The organism is Olleya sediminilitoris, assembly GCF_016785945.1.
In the GTDB taxonomy this organism is placed as follows: domain Bacteria; phylum Bacteroidota; class Bacteroidia; order Flavobacteriales; family Flavobacteriaceae; genus Olleya; species Olleya sediminilitoris.
The window spans coordinates 236,956-256,433 of sequence record NZ_JAEMEF010000002.1 but is presented as its reverse complement, the minus strand read 5'-3'; the positions used below and the strand labels follow the sequence as shown (position 1 = coordinate 256,433).

At 30.9% G+C, this 19,478-nt stretch carries 16 protein-coding genes; 8 read left to right on the top strand and 8 right to left on the bottom strand.

Going from position 1 to position 19,478, the window contains the following annotated elements:
* Positions 1 to 14: 14 nt before the first annotated feature.
* Positions 15 to 2,060 (top strand): carboxy terminal-processing peptidase, encoded by a 2,046-nt coding sequence (locus JAO71_RS03535; protein WP_116822858.1) that lies wholly within the window; start codon positions 15 to 17, stop codon positions 2,058 to 2,060.
* A 124-nt stretch (positions 2,061 to 2,184) separates the two neighbouring features.
* Positions 2,185 to 2,904 (top strand): YebC/PmpR family DNA-binding transcriptional regulator, encoded by a 720-nt coding sequence (locus JAO71_RS03530; RefSeq protein ID WP_028290837.1) that lies wholly within the window; start codon positions 2,185 to 2,187, stop codon positions 2,902 to 2,904.
* A gap of 70 nt (positions 2,905 to 2,974) precedes the next feature.
* On the opposite strand, the gene bcp is transcribed toward JAO71_RS03530, so the two are convergent.
* Positions 2,975 to 3,430 carry a thioredoxin-dependent thiol peroxidase gene (gene bcp, locus JAO71_RS03525; RefSeq protein WP_028290838.1) on the bottom strand — a complete coding sequence of 152 codons (456 nt, stop codon included), beginning with the start codon at positions 3,428 to 3,430 and terminating at the stop codon, positions 2,975 to 2,977.
* Positions 3,431 to 3,465: 35 nt separating this feature from the next.
* On the opposite strand from bcp, the gene JAO71_RS03520 reads away from it, so the two are divergent.
* Positions 3,466 to 4,116: an endonuclease III domain-containing protein gene (locus JAO71_RS03520; protein WP_054851115.1), complete on the top strand. Its 651-nt coding sequence runs from the start codon at positions 3,466 to 3,468 to the stop codon at positions 4,114 to 4,116.
* Positions 4,117 to 4,206: 90 nt separating this feature from the next.
* Here JAO71_RS03520 and JAO71_RS03515 read toward each other — a convergent pair whose 3' ends face one another.
* Both JAO71_RS03515 and JAO71_RS03510 read right to left on the bottom strand, forming a co-directional pair.
* Entirely contained in the window at positions 4,207 to 4,362 is a 156-nt protein-coding gene (locus JAO71_RS03515; protein ID WP_162874833.1) for a hypothetical protein, read from the bottom strand.
* Positions 4,363 to 4,418: 56 nt separating this feature from the next.
* Entirely contained in the window at positions 4,419 to 5,003 is a 585-nt protein-coding gene (locus JAO71_RS03510; RefSeq protein ID WP_054851116.1) for an RNA polymerase sigma factor, read from the bottom strand.
* A 232-nt stretch (positions 5,004 to 5,235) separates the two neighbouring features.
* On the opposite strand from JAO71_RS03510, the gene uvrA reads away from it, so the two are divergent.
* The 3 genes from uvrA to JAO71_RS03495 all read left to right on the top strand — a co-directional run bounded on the left by uvrA (position 5,236) and on the right by JAO71_RS03495 (position 10,160).
* Positions 5,236 to 8,019, top strand: a complete 2,784-nt coding sequence (gene uvrA / locus JAO71_RS03505; RefSeq protein WP_202998882.1) for an excinuclease ABC subunit UvrA — start codon at positions 5,236 to 5,238, stop codon at positions 8,017 to 8,019.
* A 248-nt stretch (positions 8,020 to 8,267) separates the two neighbouring features.
* Positions 8,268 to 8,915 carry a hypothetical protein gene (locus JAO71_RS03500; RefSeq protein ID WP_202998872.1) on the top strand — a complete coding sequence of 216 codons (648 nt, stop codon included), beginning with the start codon at positions 8,268 to 8,270 and terminating at the stop codon, positions 8,913 to 8,915.
* A gap of 162 nt (positions 8,916 to 9,077) precedes the next feature.
* Positions 9,078 to 10,160 carry a hypothetical protein gene (locus JAO71_RS03495; protein ID WP_202998870.1) on the top strand — a complete coding sequence of 361 codons (1,083 nt, stop codon included), beginning with the start codon at positions 9,078 to 9,080 and terminating at the stop codon, positions 10,158 to 10,160.
* A gap of 73 nt (positions 10,161 to 10,233) precedes the next feature.
* Here JAO71_RS03495 and JAO71_RS03490 read toward each other — a convergent pair whose 3' ends face one another.
* The 4 genes from JAO71_RS03490 to JAO71_RS03475 are packed head-to-tail and all read right to left on the bottom strand — an operon-like array spanning position 10,234 to position 15,755.
* A complete protein-coding gene (locus tag JAO71_RS03490; RefSeq protein WP_116822862.1) occupies positions 10,234 to 11,685 on the bottom strand; it encodes an oligosaccharide flippase family protein in 1,452 nt (483 codons plus the stop codon).
* A 26-nt stretch (positions 11,686 to 11,711) separates the two neighbouring features.
* The gene (locus tag JAO71_RS03485) at positions 11,712 to 12,998 is read right to left on the bottom strand and encodes a glycosyltransferase family 4 protein (RefSeq protein WP_202998868.1); all 1,287 of its coding nucleotides are present in this window, start codon (positions 12,996 to 12,998) and stop codon (positions 11,712 to 11,714) included.
* Positions 12,999 to 13,034: 36 nt separating this feature from the next.
* Positions 13,035 to 15,473 (bottom strand): YfhO family protein, encoded by a 2,439-nt coding sequence (locus JAO71_RS03480; RefSeq protein ID WP_202998866.1) that lies wholly within the window; start codon positions 15,471 to 15,473, stop codon positions 13,035 to 13,037.
* A gap of 30 nt (positions 15,474 to 15,503) precedes the next feature.
* Positions 15,504 to 15,755 carry a DUF4834 family protein gene (locus JAO71_RS03475; protein WP_028290847.1) on the bottom strand — a complete coding sequence of 84 codons (252 nt, stop codon included), beginning with the start codon at positions 15,753 to 15,755 and terminating at the stop codon, positions 15,504 to 15,506.
* A 119-nt stretch (positions 15,756 to 15,874) separates the two neighbouring features.
* Here JAO71_RS03475 and JAO71_RS03470 point away from each other — a divergent pair, with 119 nt between their 5' ends.
* Both JAO71_RS03470 and JAO71_RS03465 read left to right on the top strand, forming a co-directional pair.
* Complete coding sequence (locus tag JAO71_RS03470; protein WP_202998864.1) at positions 15,875 to 16,936, top strand: transporter; 1,062 nt, start codon at positions 15,875 to 15,877, stop codon at positions 16,934 to 16,936.
* A gap of 18 nt (positions 16,937 to 16,954) precedes the next feature.
* Positions 16,955 to 18,073, top strand: a complete 1,119-nt coding sequence (locus tag JAO71_RS03465; RefSeq protein WP_202998862.1) for a GTP cyclohydrolase — start codon at positions 16,955 to 16,957, stop codon at positions 18,071 to 18,073.
* An 83-nt stretch (positions 18,074 to 18,156) separates the two neighbouring features.
* Here JAO71_RS03465 and JAO71_RS03460 read toward each other — a convergent pair whose 3' ends face one another.
* Positions 18,157 to 19,416: an aminotransferase class I/II-fold pyridoxal phosphate-dependent enzyme gene (locus tag JAO71_RS03460; RefSeq protein WP_028606198.1), complete on the bottom strand. Its 1,260-nt coding sequence runs from the start codon at positions 19,414 to 19,416 to the stop codon at positions 18,157 to 18,159.
* Positions 19,417 to 19,478 lie beyond the last annotated feature (62 nt).

Below are 19,478 nucleotides of genomic sequence, written 5' to 3'. Positions count from 1 at the left end.
AATAAATGCCCTAAATGTATAAACCCTTACTCCTACTTATTACCTTATTTTTTAATGTCTCTTTAGCTCAAAACGACTCTATTTTTTGTCAGCAATTAGTCGCTGTAAAACAATTAGTGGCAGACAAACATTACCAACCTAAAGCTATTAATGACAGCCTATCACAAGCTGTATTCGATTTATTTATCACTAATTTAGATAATGATAAAGATTTTTTTTTACAATCAGACATCGCACAATTTAAAACCCAACAATTACAATTTGACGAGTATTTAAATACTGACAATTGTTTATTTATTGATTCTTTTAAAACGGTATTAGCACAACGTATAAAAAACACAAAAACAATCCTAGAGTCATTAAACACCCAAACACCGGATTATTCTGGAGGTTTAATAATGCAATACTTACCTGAAAAAGAGTATACCTATGCTAAAAACTTAGATGCTTTAGCTTTAAATATTGAAAAAGTTGTTGCTCTAAAAGTTCTAAAAGACGTATTAAATACTAATCATGATATTCAATATATAAAAGACAATTTTGAGACCTTAGAAGTTAAATCTAGATTAGACATTGTAAAAAACCAACTCTGTGTCTTAGAAGAATTTACTACTAATAGTGGTGGTTTAGATAGATATGTAAAAGACGCATTTATAAATGCCTTTTTACAATATCATGATCCGCATTCTGTATTTTTTAATCCAACCGAAAAGTTAATATATGAAGGAGAGCTATCAAGCAACCAATTGTCTTTTGGTATTACTACCGAAAAAAATAAAGAAGGACAAATCACAATAGCACAAATTACTCCAGGAAGTGCTGCTTTTATTAACGGAAACTTTGAAGTGGACGACATCATTATATCCTTAACTGCAAACGGAACAACCTTCAATACTTTGTGCGTGTCTAATGACGCCATAAAAGCATTTAGTAATAAAGAAGGTCATAAAACTATTGCTTTTACTATAAAAAAGAAAAACGGAACCATACAAACAATAAGCATTACTAAAACTAAAATTAAAGTCGAAGACAATGCTATTAGAGGTTATTTAATTGGTTCTGATCAAGATTTAGGATATATAAAAATACCAAGTTTTTATACTAATGACGAATCATTAAATGGTCGTGGTGTATCCTCTGATTTTGCAAAAGAATTATACAAACTACAAAAACAGCAAATTCAAGGTTTACTTATAGATTTGCGTTTTAATGGTGGTGGATCTATGCAAGAAGCAATCGAGTTAATAGGTATGCTTATAGATCGTGGACCTGTCACAATTATTGAAACCAATCAAAAAGAAACTTACACCATTAGAGACGTTAAACGTGGCACATTTTTTAATAAACCAATAGCTGTACTAGTTAATTCTTATAGCGCTTCTGCGTCAGAGTTTTTTGCATCTGCAATGCAAGATTATAATCGCGCTTTAATTGTTGGATCTACAACTCACGGTAAATCTAGTGCACAAGGTATACTTCCGCTTGATATTGAAAAAAACTTAGGGTTTTGCAAAATTACCGTAGAAACCTTTTATCGCGTAACAGGACAAAGCCACCAATCCATAGGTGTAATACCAGATATTAAATTACCATCTATCTATGACAATCTAAATAGTCAAGAGCAATACTATAGTTATGCGCTAAAAAATCATAGTGTAACGCCAACCTTAAAACATAATCCATTAGCTAAACTTGATTATAATTATGTTATTAACAATCACAAACAACGCTTAAAGTCTGACTCTACATTTACTAATATAGCCAATAGTAACATAAAACTAAAACAAAGTATTTATAATAAAGGTAAAAAATATACACTTACAATAGATGATGTTTTAAAAAATCAAAACAACAAAACTGCATTATACAATCAAGTTTTCCAAGAGCAAACTAACCAAGCGTTAATAACTGTTAACAACACAAAACCTACACAACAATTATTAGATAAAAATCCAGATGACAATCGTTTAAATCAAGACGTCATTTTACAATTATCTAAAGATGTTTATATTGCAGAAAGCTATAATATTTTAAAGGATTTAATTAAAATCAGTCAATAAGTAATCAATTTTAAAATTATTCAAACCGACTGCATCAAAAAATTAAAGTTTTTTTAAATTTGTAACTATTAAAAATTTAACTATTTAGTTTCCGCTGTAGCGGAAATTTAAAAACATATATAACATGGGAAGAGCTTTCGAATTTAGAAAAGCACGTAAAATGAAACGTTGGTCTGCTATGAGTAAGGCCTTTACACGTATTGGTAAAGATATTGTAATGGCTGTAAAAGAAGGTGGACCAGATCCAGCTAGTAACTCGCGTTTACGTGCAGTTATACAAAATGCCAAAGCAGTAAACATGCCTAAAGATAATGTGCAACGTGCCATTAAAAAAGCTAGCGAAAAAGGACAAGGCGATTATAAAGAAGTTATTTTTGAAGGTTATGCTCCTCATGGTATTGCTGTTTTAGTTGAGACTGCAACAGACAATAATACAAGAACAGTAGCCAACGTACGTAGTTATTTTAATAAATGTGATGGTAGCTTAGGGACGTCAGGATCTGTAGTTTTTATGTTTGACCACACTTGTAACTTTAGAGTGAATGCAGAAGGTTTAGATCCAGAAGAATTAGAATTAGAATTTATAGATTTTGGAGCAGAAGAAGTTTTTGCTGATGATGACGGAATTTTAATCTACGCACCTTTTGAAAGCTTTGGAGCTATTCAAGCAGAATTAGAAAGTCGTGAAATAGAAATATTATCTTCAGGTTTTGAGCGCATACCACAAGTCACAAAAGGATTAACTCCAGAACAAGCTGCTGACGTAGAAAAATTATTAGAAAAGTTAGAAGAAGATGATGATGTACAAAACGTCTATCACACAATGGAAGAAACCGAAGATTAGTCTATTCCACTATTATAAATAAAAAAAGCGACCAATGGTCGCTTTTTAATTTTGTGTCTATTTTATAAGGTTACAGTTCAAGTATTTGCGCTGCATGATCTTTAGTTTTTACTTTGTCAATAACATGTGCTACTACTCCATTTTCATCTACTAAAAATGTTTTTCTATGGATACCATCATATTCCTTACCCATAAACTTTTTTAAACCCCAAACACCAAAAGCATTAATAACTTCTTTGTCTTCATCGGCTAATAATGGAAACGGAAAACTGTATTTATTTCTAAAATTAGTTTGTCTTTTTTCAGAGTCTGCACTAACACCTAAAATTTCATAACCTTTGTCTTGTAAAGCAGTGTAATTATCTGTTAAATTACAAGCTTCAGCAGTACAACCAGGTGTACTCGCTTTTGGGTAAAAGAAAACCACTAGTTTTTTTCCTTTATAATCAGATAAAGATATAGGGTTTCCATCCTGATCATTTACTGTAAAATTAGGTACTTTATCACCTTGTTTTAATGTGTTCATAGTTGTAATTTTGGTTTCATTCAAAAATACAACTAATGACTAAGCAAGAAAAGGTAGAATTTGTTATAAATACGTTAAAAAAGTTATATCCAGAAATACCTATTCCATTGGACCATAAAGACCCTTATACTTTGCTAGTAGCTGTATTATTATCTGCTCAGTGTACAGATGTTAGGGTAAACCAAATCACACCATTACTGTTTGCAAAAGCAGATAATCCTTATGATATGATTAAAATGAGTGTTGATGAAATTAAAGACATTATCAGACCTTGTGGTTTATCTCCAATGAAAAGTAAAGGTATTTATGGCTTATCTAAAATGTTAGTCGAAGATTATAACGGAGTTGTACCAGAATCTTTTGAAGCTTTAGAAACTTTTCCTGCTGTAGGTCATAAAACCGCTAGCGTAGTTATGAGTCAAGCTTTTGGTGTACCTGCTTTTCCTGTGGACACACATATACATAGATTGATGTATCGTTGGAATTTAACTAATGGAAAAAGCGTACAACAAACCGAAAAAGATGCTAAACGATTATTTCCTAGAGAACTATGGAATGATTTACATCTTCAAATTATATGGTATGGTCGCGAATATTCGCCAGCAAGAGGTTGGGATTTGGATAAAGATATTATAACAAAAACTATAGGTCGTGCATCTGTTTTAAAAGAATATGCAAAAAAATAATGCTGTATTAATACACCTATTAACAGCCTTAAATTGCAATGATTACTATAAAAAAACGTCCTGAAGCTATTTTCAGGACGTTTTTAAAATTTAGTTTTGAAGTGCTTCAAACTTCAAATTTTTATAATTTATAACACTTAAAGCCTTGGAGTAATTTAAAATAAAACTAATCGTTTCAATTTTAGGATTTAATTTAAAATCCTGCTTTTTTGGGGTATTAGATTCTTCAGAGTAAATTTTTGCCATATATCTTTAGTTTTGTTCTTAAAAGATAACGACAAAAAAATAACTTTATTGCACCTTTAGTTGGTCAAAACAATATTATGCTTATCAATAACCTTACGCATATTTATTAAAGCATATCGCATACGTCCTAATGCAGTATTAATACTAACTCCTGTACGTTCTGATATTTCTTTAAAACTCATATCATTATACATTCGCATCATTAAAACTTCTTTTTGATCTTCTGGTAACTCATCAACTAAACGTCTTACATCAGCTTCAACTTGCTCTTTAATAATCACTTTTTCTGCATTTAATGCATTATCACTAATGACTGAAAAAATATTAAACTCGCCTGAGTTATCAAATTTAGGCATTCTACTATTTTTTCTAAAATGATCAATCACCAAGTTATGTGCAATACGCATAACCCATGGTAAAAACTTACCTTCTTCGTTATATTTTCCTCGTTTTAAAGTTCGGATAACCTTTATAAAGGTATCCTGAAATACGTCTTCAGCAACATCTCTGTCGTAGACTTTTGAGTAAATAAAACTATAAATACGTTGTTTGTGTTTTGTGATTAGAACTTCTAAAGCAGATTCCTCTCCTTTAATATAGTTACTAACAAGAATAGCATCTGTAATTGTGTCTTTTCGCATAATCATTACTTTTAGGCACCAAAAAAGTGTTCTGGTTGGGGGTTATAAATTAAAAAGTAATGTTATAGTATAGGCTAAAAGTTTTATTCGGGTTTTACACGGTTCAAATATAACAACAATCATTCCGAAAAAACAAAAATAAATTAAACTTTTAACATTCTATTGCACAATAATCTGTTTTAAAAGGTGCGTAACTTATGTTATCTTTGCATTCTTACAGGCTAAAATAACTATGAGCACTATACTTTCTGAAGTAAATCCAAAAGAAAATATTATTATTAAAGGTGCAAAATTGCACAACCTTAAAAATATAGATGTTGTTATACCACGTCGTAAATTAGTGGTCATAACTGGATTATCGGGTTCTGGAAAATCCAGCTTAGCGTTTGACACATTGTATGCTGAAGGTCAACGACGTTACGTAGAAAGCTTAAGCAGTTATGCTAGACAATTTTTAGGTAGATTAAACAAGCCAAAAGTAGATTATATTAAAGGTATTGCTCCTGCAATTGCAATCGAGCAAAAAGTAAATAGCACCAACCCAAGATCAACCGTTGGTACAACCACCGAAATTTACGACTATTTAAAACTATTATTTGCTAGAGTTGGACGTACCTACTCTCCTATTTCTGGTCAGGAAGTAAAAAAAGATACTGTAACAGATGTTATAAATCACATAAAAACTTTAGAGTTAAATCAAAAACTTTTATTGTTAGCACCTTTATTTTTAGAAGAAGGTCGAGAATTACAAGACAAACTAAAAGCTTTAAATGCTCAAGGGTATGCAAGACTAAAAGTCAAAGATAAAGTTGTACGTATTGATGATGCTAAAGATTTAACCTCTACAGAAGGCGTATTTTTAGTTGTTGATAGGATTGTAACTAAAGATGATGATGACTTTTACAACCGTTTAGCTGATGCTATACAAACTGCGTTTTTTGAAGGTAAAGGCAATTGCTATATCGAAACCTTAGCAGATCAAACCTTACGTCATTTTAGTAATAAATTTGAATTAGATGGACTTCAGTTTTTAGAACCAAATGTTCATTTATTTAGCTTTAATAATCCTTATGGAGCTTGTCCAAAATGTGAAGGATATGGTGATGTTATTGGTATTGATGAAGAATTAGTCATACCAAACACTGCCTTATCAATTTACGAAAACGCTATTTATCCTTGGCGTGGAGACAGTATGAGTTGGTACAAAGACCAACTGGTTAACAATTCTCATAAATTTAATTTTCCTGTACATAAACCTTATTTTGAATTAACCGAAGCTCATAAAAATCTTATTTGGAATGGTAATAAACACTTTGAAGGTCTTAATAGCTTTTTTGCAGAGTTAGAAAGCAAAGCTTATAAAATTCAAAACCGAGTAATGTTATCGCGTTACAGAGGTAAAACACAGTGTAAAGTATGTCATGGTAAACGCTTAAGACCAGAATCTAATTTTATAAAAATTGGAGATAAAACACTTACAGATTTAGTCGAACTTCCTTTAAACAAGTTATCCGTATTTTTTGAGAACTTAAAATTAAATGAATACGATACTAAAATTGCAGAACGATTATTAGTCGAAATTAAAAACAGACTAAAATTTTTACATAATGTAGGTTTAAATTATTTAACCTTAAACCGAAAGTCAAATACCTTATCTGGTGGTGAAAGTCAACGTATTAATCTAGCCACCTCTTTAGGTAGTAGCTTGGTTGGATCCATGTATATTCTAGACGAACCTAGCATTGGTTTACATCCAAAAGATACCGAACGTTTAATACTAGTATTAAAACAATTACGAGATTTAGGTAATACTGTAATTGTGGTAGAGCATGATGAAGACATCATGAAAGAAGCCGATCAAATTATAGATATTGGTCCAGAAGCAGGTACATTAGGTGGTGAGGTTGTCGCAGTCGGTACATTTAAAGATATTTTAAAATCTAAATCTTTAACTGCACAGTATTTAAACGAATCCCTTCAAATTGAAGTCCCTAAAACCAGACGTACTAGTAAATATAGTATTGATGTTATTGGAGCAAGAGAAAATAACTTGAAGAATATTGACGTATCCTTTCCTTTAGAGATGCTAACTGTAATTACTGGTGTATCCGGAAGTGGAAAAAGTACATTGGTTAAAAAAATATTATATCCTGCTATTCAAAAACATTTAACAGGTGTTAGCGATAAAGCTGGACAGTTCTCTGAACTTCAAGGTAACTTTGTTAATATTAAAAATATCGAGTTTATTGACCAAAATCCAATTGGTAGATCCTCAAGATCTAATCCTGTTACTTATGTCAAAGCTTATGATGATATTAGAGCGCTTTATAGCAAGCAAAAATTAAGTCAAATACGCAATTATGCTGCTAAACATTTTAGTTTTAATGTGGATGGTGGACGTTGCGAAACCTGTAAAGGTGAAGGTGTTGTAACTATTGAAATGCAATTTATGGCTGATGTCCATTTAGAATGCGAAACTTGTAAAGGCAAGCGCTTTAAAAAAGAAGTTTTAGAAGTCACCTTTGCCGATAAAAACATTGACGATATATTAAATATGACTATCGATGATGCTATTGCCTTTTTTGATAAAAACGGAGTAACTAAAATAAAAAACAAGCTTCAACCATTACAAGATGTTGGTCTAGGTTATGTTGCTTTAGGGCAAAGTAGTTCAACCTTATCTGGTGGAGAAGCACAACGTATAAAATTAGCAACCTTTTTAGGTAAAGGAAACACTAAAGATAAAGCCTTATTTATTTTTGACGAACCAACGACTGGTTTACATTTTCATGATATTCAAAAGTTATTAAAATCGTTTTATGCTTTAATTGCTAAAGGACATTCAATTATTGTGGTTGAGCATAATTTAGATTTAATAAAATGTGCCGATCATATTATTGATTTAGGTCCTGAAGGAGGTGAAAATGGTGGTCATTTAGTTGCTTTTGGTACTCCAGAAGACGTTGTTAAAGAAAAAGCCAGTTTAACTGCCCAGTACTTAAAAGAGAAGTTATAGATCTTGAAACAATGTTTCGGTTTGAAACAGTCTTAAAATTTTTGTTAGTAAATTTCAAATTAGCTGGCAAGCGTATTTATCATGCGCTTTAATTTCGGTTTAACCGAATAAAAAACACTTTAAAAATAAGCTGAAAAGCATAGTGAAATCAACACTTAACAAGTTTGGCACAGCTATTGAAACTAACTAGTCAATATAGCGAATGCCGAAACGCTTGATAAGTAGGCAAAATCTAAATCCTTTTTACTATGAAAAAATTAGTACTATTATTTACAGGTTTGTTAATGGGATTAACAACCGTTACAGCAGAAACTAAGTCTGCATCGCAAGGTGAAGATTTAGTACAAAACAGAAATTATTACACACAACCTATTACTTTTATTGAACGTGGTGTTGAGTTTTTATTATTTAATGACGGAACTTTTGATTTTAACACACAGTTATCACAAACTCAAGGTGACAATTATTATAGACAAAGCACTAATAAAAGACGTGCTTTAAATACTACTTATGGTGCACCTGGAACACAATATTTTAACCCAAGAGACAATGGTGTTATCATTACACATGATAGAGATGGTAAAGTTAGACGTGTTGGTAATGTGTTTTTAAATTATAACAGAAGCGGGCAAATTAAAAGATTAGGATCGGTTTATGTAAGTTATAACCGTCAAGGTTTTGTTAGTCAAATTGGTGGTATGCGTTTACAATATAACAGATTTGGTCAATTGGTAAGAACTATAGGTCAAATAAACAGATATAATAATAACCATAACTCCACTCCTATTGTTAACCAAACTAATAATGGTCATTATGAGTATAACCAAAATAACAATGACAACTATTATTATAGACAAGAACAAAAAAAGATTGTAACAGAAACTAGAAAAAGATAATACCCTTTTTACATTTTAAATATAAAAAACCCATAAACAAGCGTTATGGGTTTTTGTTGTTTTAAAAAGCAACAACCTTCATAAACCCTTGATATTGTTACATTTTTGTTTTTGGCACGATGCTTGTAATTAGTTAATTGTTCAATCTTAAAACAATTAGTTATGAAACATTTATTCCTTTTATTATCAGCTTTATTCCTTAGCGGATTTACTGTTAATGCAGACACTAACAACACAGTAGATAATGGTATTATTAACAACTCTTATGTAAGAGGATATGGTAATCAATTTATATTTCAAGAAGCAGGTATCGAGTTTTCGGTTTATGCAGATGGTCAGTTTGACTTTTATATGCCTAATTATGGTCCTAAAGTTAATGTAAACATCAATACTAGAAACATTAGTATTAGCTTTAACACTGGTTATGATTATGGTGCTTATGTACAGTATGACGAATATGGAGCTGTTATACAAGTAGAAAACACACCTGTTTATTATGATTATTACGGTCGTGTTACTCAAGTTGGAAATGTATACATAAACTATAACAACAGAGGCTATGTAACACGTGTTGGAGGACTATATGTTCATTATAACCGTTATAACAGATACTCACATTGTACTGGATTTATAAACATTTACAACAGAGCCTATGTTTATAGACCATGGCACAACTACTATATCTTACCTACTGTACATTACAGAGTATTATATACAACACCGTATAGACAACATTACAGACCTGTTAGATACAGATATGATAGACCATATTTAAACAATAGCAGACGTAGAACAGCTGTTGCTAACAGAAGAGGAAACACTATCTCTAGAAACAGAGCTTTAGCCTCTAGAACAAATGGAAGAACTCCAAGAGCAACAAGTACAACTAGATCAAGAAACAATGCTGTTTCAACACCTAGAACAAGAAGAAACCAAACTGTTTCCACAAGAACTAGAGGTAACCAAACTGCAACTTCTACTCCTAGAACTAGAAACAATAGAGCTACGACTAGTACACCAAGAACTAGAACAAATAAAACGGTAACCTCTAAACCTAGAACTAATAACACTAGAACAAGTATACCTAGAACTAGAACAAAAACATCTGTTGCTAAGCCAAGAACAAGAAGTGCTGTTAAAACAAAAAGCACTAGAAATACTAGTAGAGCCAAATCTACTACAAGAAGTACAAACTCTAGAAGTAAATCTTCAAGCAAATCAAGAAGCACAAGATCTAGAAGATAGAAATAGACACATTTGAATAGTCAAAAAATCCTATTATAGATTGTTAATCAAACAATTTAAATAGGATTTTTTTTTATGGGATAAAACGTTTTACTATAACAGAAATATCTTCGGATAAATTAAATTTATACACAGAAACTCCATAAGCGATTATTAAAATTATAGTTTTTAAAACAATGTTAAGTATTGGATTAAAACTAAACTCCCAAAAATAAAGTGCTACACCAAAAACAACTATTAAAACTAAAGTTTTTAAAGTTGAAATTGTAAAGGGTTGAATCTTAAACTTACTGTAAACGAACAGCAGTTTAACCATGTTATATAAAACAATAGTAATACCGCTTGCGTAAGCTGCTCCGTTTAATCCAAACGACGGAATAAACATATAATTTAATAATACCGTCAAAATTGCTAACATCACTCCAAAAACCAAAACCATTCTATAATAGTCACTATTAAAAAGTATAGCGTTGTTATTTCCTGTTAAACTATCTGACAGTTTAGCTAATCCTATTATTAAAACCACCATAAAGCCTTCACTATAATTATCAGGAATTAATAAATACAGTTGATTAATATTTATGATAATACATAAAAAAATAAACCCACTAATTATAAACAAGTTAATAGAGCTTTTTTGATACAAAGTATTTAGACCAATCTTATCCTTATCGTTTAACAACTTAGCAGTAATTGGATGCGTTATTAAATGCATAGCTCTTGAAGGCACACCAATAACAGCTGCAATATAAATAGCTACACCATAATACGCTACATTAGTAATAGCTTCAAACTGACCAAGCATAAACTTATCAATTTCTAAAACTATGTTTGCTACAGAGCCTGCAATAATTATTAAAGCAGAATATTTTAAAACCGATTTTAAATTTGGAATCTTAACTAACTTTAAAACAGGAAGTCTCAAGCTAAACGCATACAATTTCATTATTAAAGTTCTTAAAATATAAACCAAAACAATACTGTATATTAATTGATCTACAGATAGGTATTTATAATGCAATAGCAACAATAAAACCATAATGCATACTCTATGAAACACCTCTTTCATAAAGTTTCCAAAAACACTTTGCATTTGCACTCTACTCCAAGCATAAAACACTTCAAAATAAGCAAACATAACTGCGCAAACATATATTAACCATGTGTAATCTTTGATTATACTATTTTTTTTAGATAACCAATTTGCGATATAATCATAACCAAAATGTGTTACAATTCCTGCAGGAATTACTACTGCTAAAGGCAACACTAACATTAAGGTTAAAAAGCTATTTTGAGATTGTCTAGTCTTAAAGGAAGAATAAAATTTAACAATAGTATTATGTACACCAAAAGCCATTAAAGGCATTAAAATATTAGCTGTAGATAATATAAAAGTTATTAATCCAAAGTAAGCTTCACTTAAAAATTGAGTATATAAAAAAATGACATTAATAGCTCCAACACCAAATCCAATGTATGTAATTACAGTATTTTTGATAGATTGATTAACAACGATTCCCATAAGGTAGTGGTGGATTAAAAACTAAGTTAGCAAGGGTTAATTAAGCTTGCTAATTTTTTGGTTAATTGTCGTCTTGAGTAACGTTGTAATCCAACAGGATTGGTCGACAAATTATTATTTTTATAAGCTTCAAAATGATTTTTTATGGTTTGTTTTAAAGCTTCATATTCTTGATAATTAAAAAATACTCCAGTGTTTGTGTCTTTAATAATCGAAGCCACATCTGCACCTTTTGGACCAATTGCAATAATTGGTCTATTAGCAACCATGTATTCAAATATTTTTCCTGGTATGATTGCTTTTGTATCTTCACTATCTATTTCAATCAATAATAATAATTGGGATTTTTTTTGATACTCAATTGCTTCAATATGAGTTAAATAACCAACATTATTTAAACTATTAGTTAAATCAAATTTAGCGATAGATTGAAGTATTTCTTCACCAACTGAACCTACTAAATTTAACTGAAACTGATTTGCAAAATCTTGATCTTCCTGTTTTAAATCTTGGAGTACTTTCCATAAAACTTGAGGGTTTCGTTTGGATAACAAAGACCCAATATGCGATAAAGTAAACTTTTTATCTAACTGATTTACAACAACTTCTTCTTTGTCATAACCATTAGTTATGACAGAAATTGACTGATTAGTTATCTGTTCAAACTCCGTTTTAGTACTAGGACTAGTTACAATAATTTGGTTGGCACTATTAAGCACTTTATACTCTAAATTTTTATGTTTTTTAGCAGATGTTTTAGTCAGTTTTAATTGTTTATGGTAACCTATACTTGTCCACGGATCTCTAAAATCTGCTATCCATTTAACACCTAATTTTTGCTGTAATTGTATACCAATTAAATGCAAACTATGTGGAGGACCACTAGTAATAATTGTATCAATATTAAAATCTAAAATGTAAGTAGATAAATAATTTACTGAAGGCTTAACCCAATTTTTTCTAGCATCAGGTATAAAAAAATTACCTCTAACAAATAACATCAAACGCTCGATTAAGCTTTGTTTATTTTTTTCGGCAATAATCCCTTTACTAATTGTTTTACTTTTTTTAGAAAACAATTGTGCAAGTTTATAAGGCTCTTTAATGGGCTGTTGTAAAATAGTTATACTTGGATCAACTTCTGACTGTAAAGACTGGTCTAAAATAGGGTAATTAGCATTAGAAGGACAATACACAATTGGCTCAATATTAAACTCTGGTAAATACTTTACAAATTTTAACCAACGCTGTACTCCTGGTCCTCCTGCTGGTGGCCAATAATATGTAATTATAAGTACCTTTTTTTTATCCATGATATAACGCTTTCGCGGAAATTAAGCCAAGTATGATTAAGCAGTTTCCTTTTTACGAAAACTTTTAAATCCTAAAAATAAACCACCAAATACAAGCAGTCCAAATATTAATGAACTTGCTAATGCAATAGTACTTCCTGTTTCAACCACCTTTGGCTCAAACTTAAACTCAATAGTATGATTACCTTTTGGTACTTCCATACCTCTTAAAGCATAATTAACTTTAAAATGTGGTTTAGCTTGACCGTCGATATAAGCATTCCATCCATTACCATAGTACATTTCTGAAAACACAGCAAAACCATTGTTTGTATTATCAGATTGATATTTTATATAGTTTGGTTTATAACTCGCTACTTTAATTGATGTTAAAGAGTCCGTTTTAAATGTCTTAGGTAAGTTAATACTTTTAATTTGCTCTCTTGAATAAATGGCTGTTTCCTTACTTTTTAATGTATCTAATGCTAATATTTCATCAGTAGGACTAGCAACTTCTTTCATGTTTTGCACAAACCAAGCATTACCATTAGCATCATTATTAACATACGGAAATGGCTGGTTGTTTTCGGCTTGACCGATAATATATTTTGCATTAAGCATACTTAACACGTTTATATTATTTTTAGAAATATAAAACTCGTATAAATCCTGATATCGTTTTGGTTTTGCAGCATGATAACCACCTAATGCATTATGGAAATAACTAGCTTTTGCTCCTCCTGAAGTAATATCAAACACACGGAAGTTGTCTTTATCTTTAAGGATTTCTAAATCTGCTCCATTAGCTTGATATGGACGTTCCATTTTTAGTTTAGATACAAAATCTTCGTTGTTAACATAACGTCTATCAACACCAACAAGATCTATAACAATTAATAAAGCCATAATTACTACAACTTTAGTTTCGTTTATTTTTTTATTTAAAAAGAAATAAATAACTGCTGCTGCTAATAAAACAAAAACTAAAGTCCTGAGAGTATCATTAGTAAAAAAGCTTGCTCTGTCTTCTTTTAAAGCATCCAAAAAGGCTTGACCGTAACTGGCTCTTATTTGTCCATCAGATCCTCCAACAAAACTTATAAGTCCTGCAAATTTTGCTACTAAAAACAAAACTGCTAAACCTGCTGTTGTATAAACGGTATATTTTAAAGCTTTTAATTTTTCTTCGGTTTTTACAACATCATTAAATAGTCTAACTAATGCAAAAACAGCTAAAACAGGAATACACAATTCCATAATAACCTGAATAGAACTGACTGCTCTAAACTTATTATAAAGCGGTACAAAATCTATAAAAAAGTTAGTTAAAAACTCTAAATTCTTACCATATGACAGTAATAATGACAAAACCGTTCCGCCAGCAAGCCACCATTTTAAACGTCCTTTGACTAAAAATAAACCAAGTACAAATAAAAATATAACAACAGCACCAATATAGGCTGGAGCTTCAACGATGGTTTGGCTTCCCCAATATGTTGGTAATCCGTTAGCATAGTCTCTAGCTTGAACAGGTGGTACACCTTGAGATACAAAATAATCATACATTGCAGAATCTTTTCCGACGTCTTCTCCACTTCCTCCTCCTAAAAATCTTGGCACAAACAAGTTAAAGGTTTCTAATTTACCATAACTGTATTCTGTAATGTAATCTTTACTTAACCCGTTTGTGATTTCTTTTTTAGAACCATCTGCATTAATGGTAATCTCACTTTGCCCACGAGTACTTTCTTTAACATACTCCTGAGTAGCTAATATATTAGTAGCATTTAAACCTATTGCTAAAATTACAGCAACTAACAATACACCTACAGCTTTAAAAAAATGAGGTATCATTTTTTTACGATACGCGTCAACCAAATATGCGCCACCTAATACTAAAACTAATAACATCAAATAATAGGTCATTTGATAATGGTTAGCAACCAACTCGAGACCCATAGCTACAGTAGTTAATAAAAACCCTGCTATAAACTTACCTCTAAAAGTTAAAAGAATACCACTTAAAACTAAAGGCATGTAAGCTATAGCATGCGCTTTACTATTATGTCCAACACCTAATATTATTATAAGATAGGTAGAAAAACCAAATGCCAAAGCACCAAGAGCTGCTAATTTCCAATCGACTTTTAAAACTAAGAGTAAAACATAAAAACCTAAAAAATATAAGAATAAATAGTCTGCTGGCCTAGGTAAAAACCTTAAAGACAAATCTAACTTTTTAATATAATTGTGAGGATATTTTGCACCTAATTGGTAGGTTGGCATACCTCCAAAAGCACTGTTTGTCCAATAGGTTTCTTGACCTGTTTGGGCTTTAAAATCTTTTTGTTGTTTGGCCATTCCTGTGTAGTGAACAATATCACTTTGGTAAATGACTTTTCCTTGTAAAACAGGACTAAAATAAGCTAATGAGCAGATAATAAACCCTACCAAAATTAAAAAATGAGGTAAGATTTTTTTAAAAGAGAATTGCATAAATGATTTTAAAAACTGTGAGGTCGAAAATTACTCAATTTCTTCGTAATCTACATACTCACCAACATTTTTATTTGAAGATTTATTTTCAGGCATTTTATCTATGGTAATTTCGCCTTCTTTTTTTAGTGGTTCTTGTCTTTGCTGGTTAAAAGCACCACCAAAACGTTGTGTTGCTTTTTTGGCTGCATATTTAAAAAGCGCAGGAGCAAACAAACGAGATAAGATTTTTAAACCGTAATAAATTAATATAATTATAAGGATGGTTCTTAATAAACCCATGTTGTAATATTTAATAAGTAATCATTTCTTTAACAAAAATACAATTCTTCAGTTTTAAATTAAGTTTTAAATACATAAAAAAAATATAAAATCTTATATTTGACTTTAAACAAATATTTATGCTTAACCCAAAAATAGTATTCACTTATGTATTGCTATTAGCAAGTTTTACTGCTACTGCGCAATACACTGAAGTTATTAACTCTAACAGACCTGGTGTGTCAAGAAGTGCGTTTTCTGTTGGTAAAAATGTGGCTCAATTTGAAGTTGGACCTTACCTTGTTAAAGAAGAACATACACCTTTAAAAAATGAAGCTTCTGGTTTTGGTATTGATTTTGCTGCCAGATATGGTTTGCTTTGGGAACAACTAGAATTAAATATAGAAGGAACGTATCAAAATGACACATTTACTGACAACAGATCTGTAAACTCTCCTATTGAAACAGATCGCGCAAATTTTAGATATTTGACACTTGGTGCTAAATACTTAGTTTATGATCCTTACAAAAAACTAGGTGAAGAAAAACCAAATATTTTTAGTTATCATGCTAATCGTAAATTTAGATGGAGTAGCTTGATTCCGGCTGTTTCTATTTATGTTGGAGCCAACTATGATGCAAAAAACAACTCATACGTGCCATATACTAATCCTTTGACACGACCTAATTACGAAGGTGGATTTTCGCCAAAAGTGATGATTTCAACACAACACAATTTTAATAGCGGTTGGGTTTTAGTAATGAATTTTGCTAAAGATAGGATAGGTTCAGATTATTCGGATTTTCAATACATCTTAACACTAACAAAAGCCATCAACCAACAATGGGTACTTTTTGGTGAGACCGAAGGTATTAAAAGTGACTACTATGCTGATAACCTTTTTAGATTTGGTGGAGCGTATTTATGGAATAAAGATTTTCAGTTAGATACTGCAGTTACATTTAATACTAAAGACACACCTTCTGTATTTAGCTTTAACTTTGGAGCTTCTTATCGTTTAGACTTTCATAAAGATCCAGATACTGACATAGATAATGGTACAAATGTTTTAGAAGAATACGAGCGTAAAGCCAACCGTAATAAGAAAAACAAGAAAAAAGGTGATGATTCTGACACTCCTTCAGATTCTGGAAAACGTAAAAAAGAAACTAAGGAGATTGATTTTGATGACGAAAACTAACTAGGCCTTTTTTACCATATGATTACAATTAAAAAAGTAGAAACAAAAGCAGACTATAAAACGTTTGTTAAATTCCCTTTTCAAATATATAAGGATTCTAAATATTGGGTACCTCCTATTATTAGTCAAGAACTAGCCACATTTGATAAAGAGAAAAACCCAATATTTAATGATGCCGAAGCTACATTATTTTTAGCCTATAAAGCTAACAAAGTTGTAGGACGTATTGCTGCAATTATAAATTGGTTAGAAGTCAAAGATCAAGACTTAAAAAAAATGCGTTTTGGCTGGTTTGATTTTATTGACGATTTAGAAGTTAGTAAAGCGCTTTTAAATGAAGTTTATACCATTGGTAAAAAACATCATTTAGTATATAGTGAAGGTCCTGTTGGCTTTTCTAACTTAGATAAAGTTGGAGTAATGACCGAAGGTTATAACAACTTAAGTAACATGGTAACATGGTACAATCATAGTTATTATGTCAAACACTACGAAGCCCATGGCTTTACTGTTGAAAAAAAATATATAGAAAGCAGATTCCCTTTTGAAAATGTTAAACCTGAATTTTTCTATAAAGCACAAGAATTAATAAAACGACGTTACAAACTGAGAGCTTTAGATTTAAAAAAGACATCAGAAGTCATGCCTTATGCAGATAAGATGTTTGATTTATTTAACGAAACTTATGCTTCACTATCCTCTTTTGTAGCTATCACAGATATTCAAAAAGAATATTTTAAAAAGAAGTTTATTAGTTTTATAAATCCAGAATACATAAAATTTGTTGTAGATAGTGATGATAAATTAATTGCATTTGCAGTAGTTATGCCTGGTTTTGCAGAAGCTTTACAACAAATAAATGGAAAACTTTTTCCTTTAGGTTTTTTAAAATTATTAAAAGCTAAAAAAGAAAGTAAAGATGTCATGTTTTACCTAATAGGTGTACATCCTGATTACCAAAATAAAGGTGTACATGCAGTAATATTTAATGAATATTATAACACATTTACTGAAAGAGGTATAAAAATGTGTTATCGCACACCAGAGTTAGAAGACAATGAAGCTATTAAAAAAATATGGAAACACTTTAGTCCAGAAATATATATGAGACGTTGTACATTTAAAAAACAATTATAATTTTAGAAAACAAATAATTATCTAAACTAAAAAATCCGATTCAAAACTGAATCGGATTTTTTTATATGTAAAAAACGTAATAATTATTCACCCATTGCTTTAATTAAAGCAGCAGACATACGCTTATAAGTACCATTAACTAAACGCTCTCTAATTGCTTCAAAAGCATCTAACGTTTCTGACACATCCTGTAATGTATGTGTTGCAGTAGGAATCATTCTTAATAATATTAATCCTTTAGGGATTACTGGATACACAACTATTGAACAGAAAATACCATAGTTTTCTCTTAAATCTCTAACTAAAGCCATAGCTTCTGGAATACTTCCATTTAAGTAAACAGGTGTCACACAACTTTGAGTTGTACCAATATCAAATCCACGATCTTTAAGACCTGATTGTAATGCATCTACAATTTTCCATAAGTTTTGTTTTAACTCAGGCATTGTACGTAACATATCTAAACGCTTTAATGCTCCAACAACCAATTGCATTTGCAATGATTTAGCAAACATTTGAGAACGTAAGTTATATTTTAAATAATCAATAATTTCTTGATCAGCAGCAATAAAAGCTCCTGTACTAGCTAAAGATTTAGCAAATGTTGCAAAATATACATCAATATCATCTTGCACACCTTGCTCTTGTCCTGCTCCTGCTCCTGTTTTACCTAAAGTACCAAAACCATGAGCATCATCAACAAATAATCTAAAGTTATATTTTTGTTTTAAAGCTACAATTTCTTTTAAACGACCTTGTTCACCACGCATTCCAAAAACACCTTCAGAAATCACTAAGATTCCGCCTCCAGTAGTTTCAGCCATTTTAGTAGCACGCTCTAAGTTTTTTTCTAAACTTTCAATATCATTGTGCTTGTAAGTAAAACGTTTTCCGTGATGTAATCTAACACCATCAATTATACATGCATGTGCATCAACATCGTAAACAATTATATCATCTTTACCAACTAATGCGTCTACAGTAGACACCATCCCTTGGTAACCAAAGTTTAATAAATAAGCTGCTTCTTTATCAACAAATTCTGCTAACTCATTCTGTAATTGTTCGTGTAGTTCTGTGTGACCAGACATCATACGTGCTCCCATTGGATATGCTGATCCATAAGCAGCAGCTGCTTCTGCATCTACCTTACGTACTTCTGGGTGATTTGCTAACCCTAAATAATCGTTGATACTCCATGTGATAACTTCCTTACCTTGAAATTTCATACGGTTAGAAATTTCTCCTTCTAATTTTGGGAATACAAAGTAACCTTCTGCTTGAGCAGCCCATTTACCCAATGGTCCTTTGTCCTTGTATATTTTTTCAAATAAATCTTTCATGTAAAATGCGATTTTTAAGCTATCATAGTTAGGTATAATTAGCTTAAGCTATTAAATTTTAG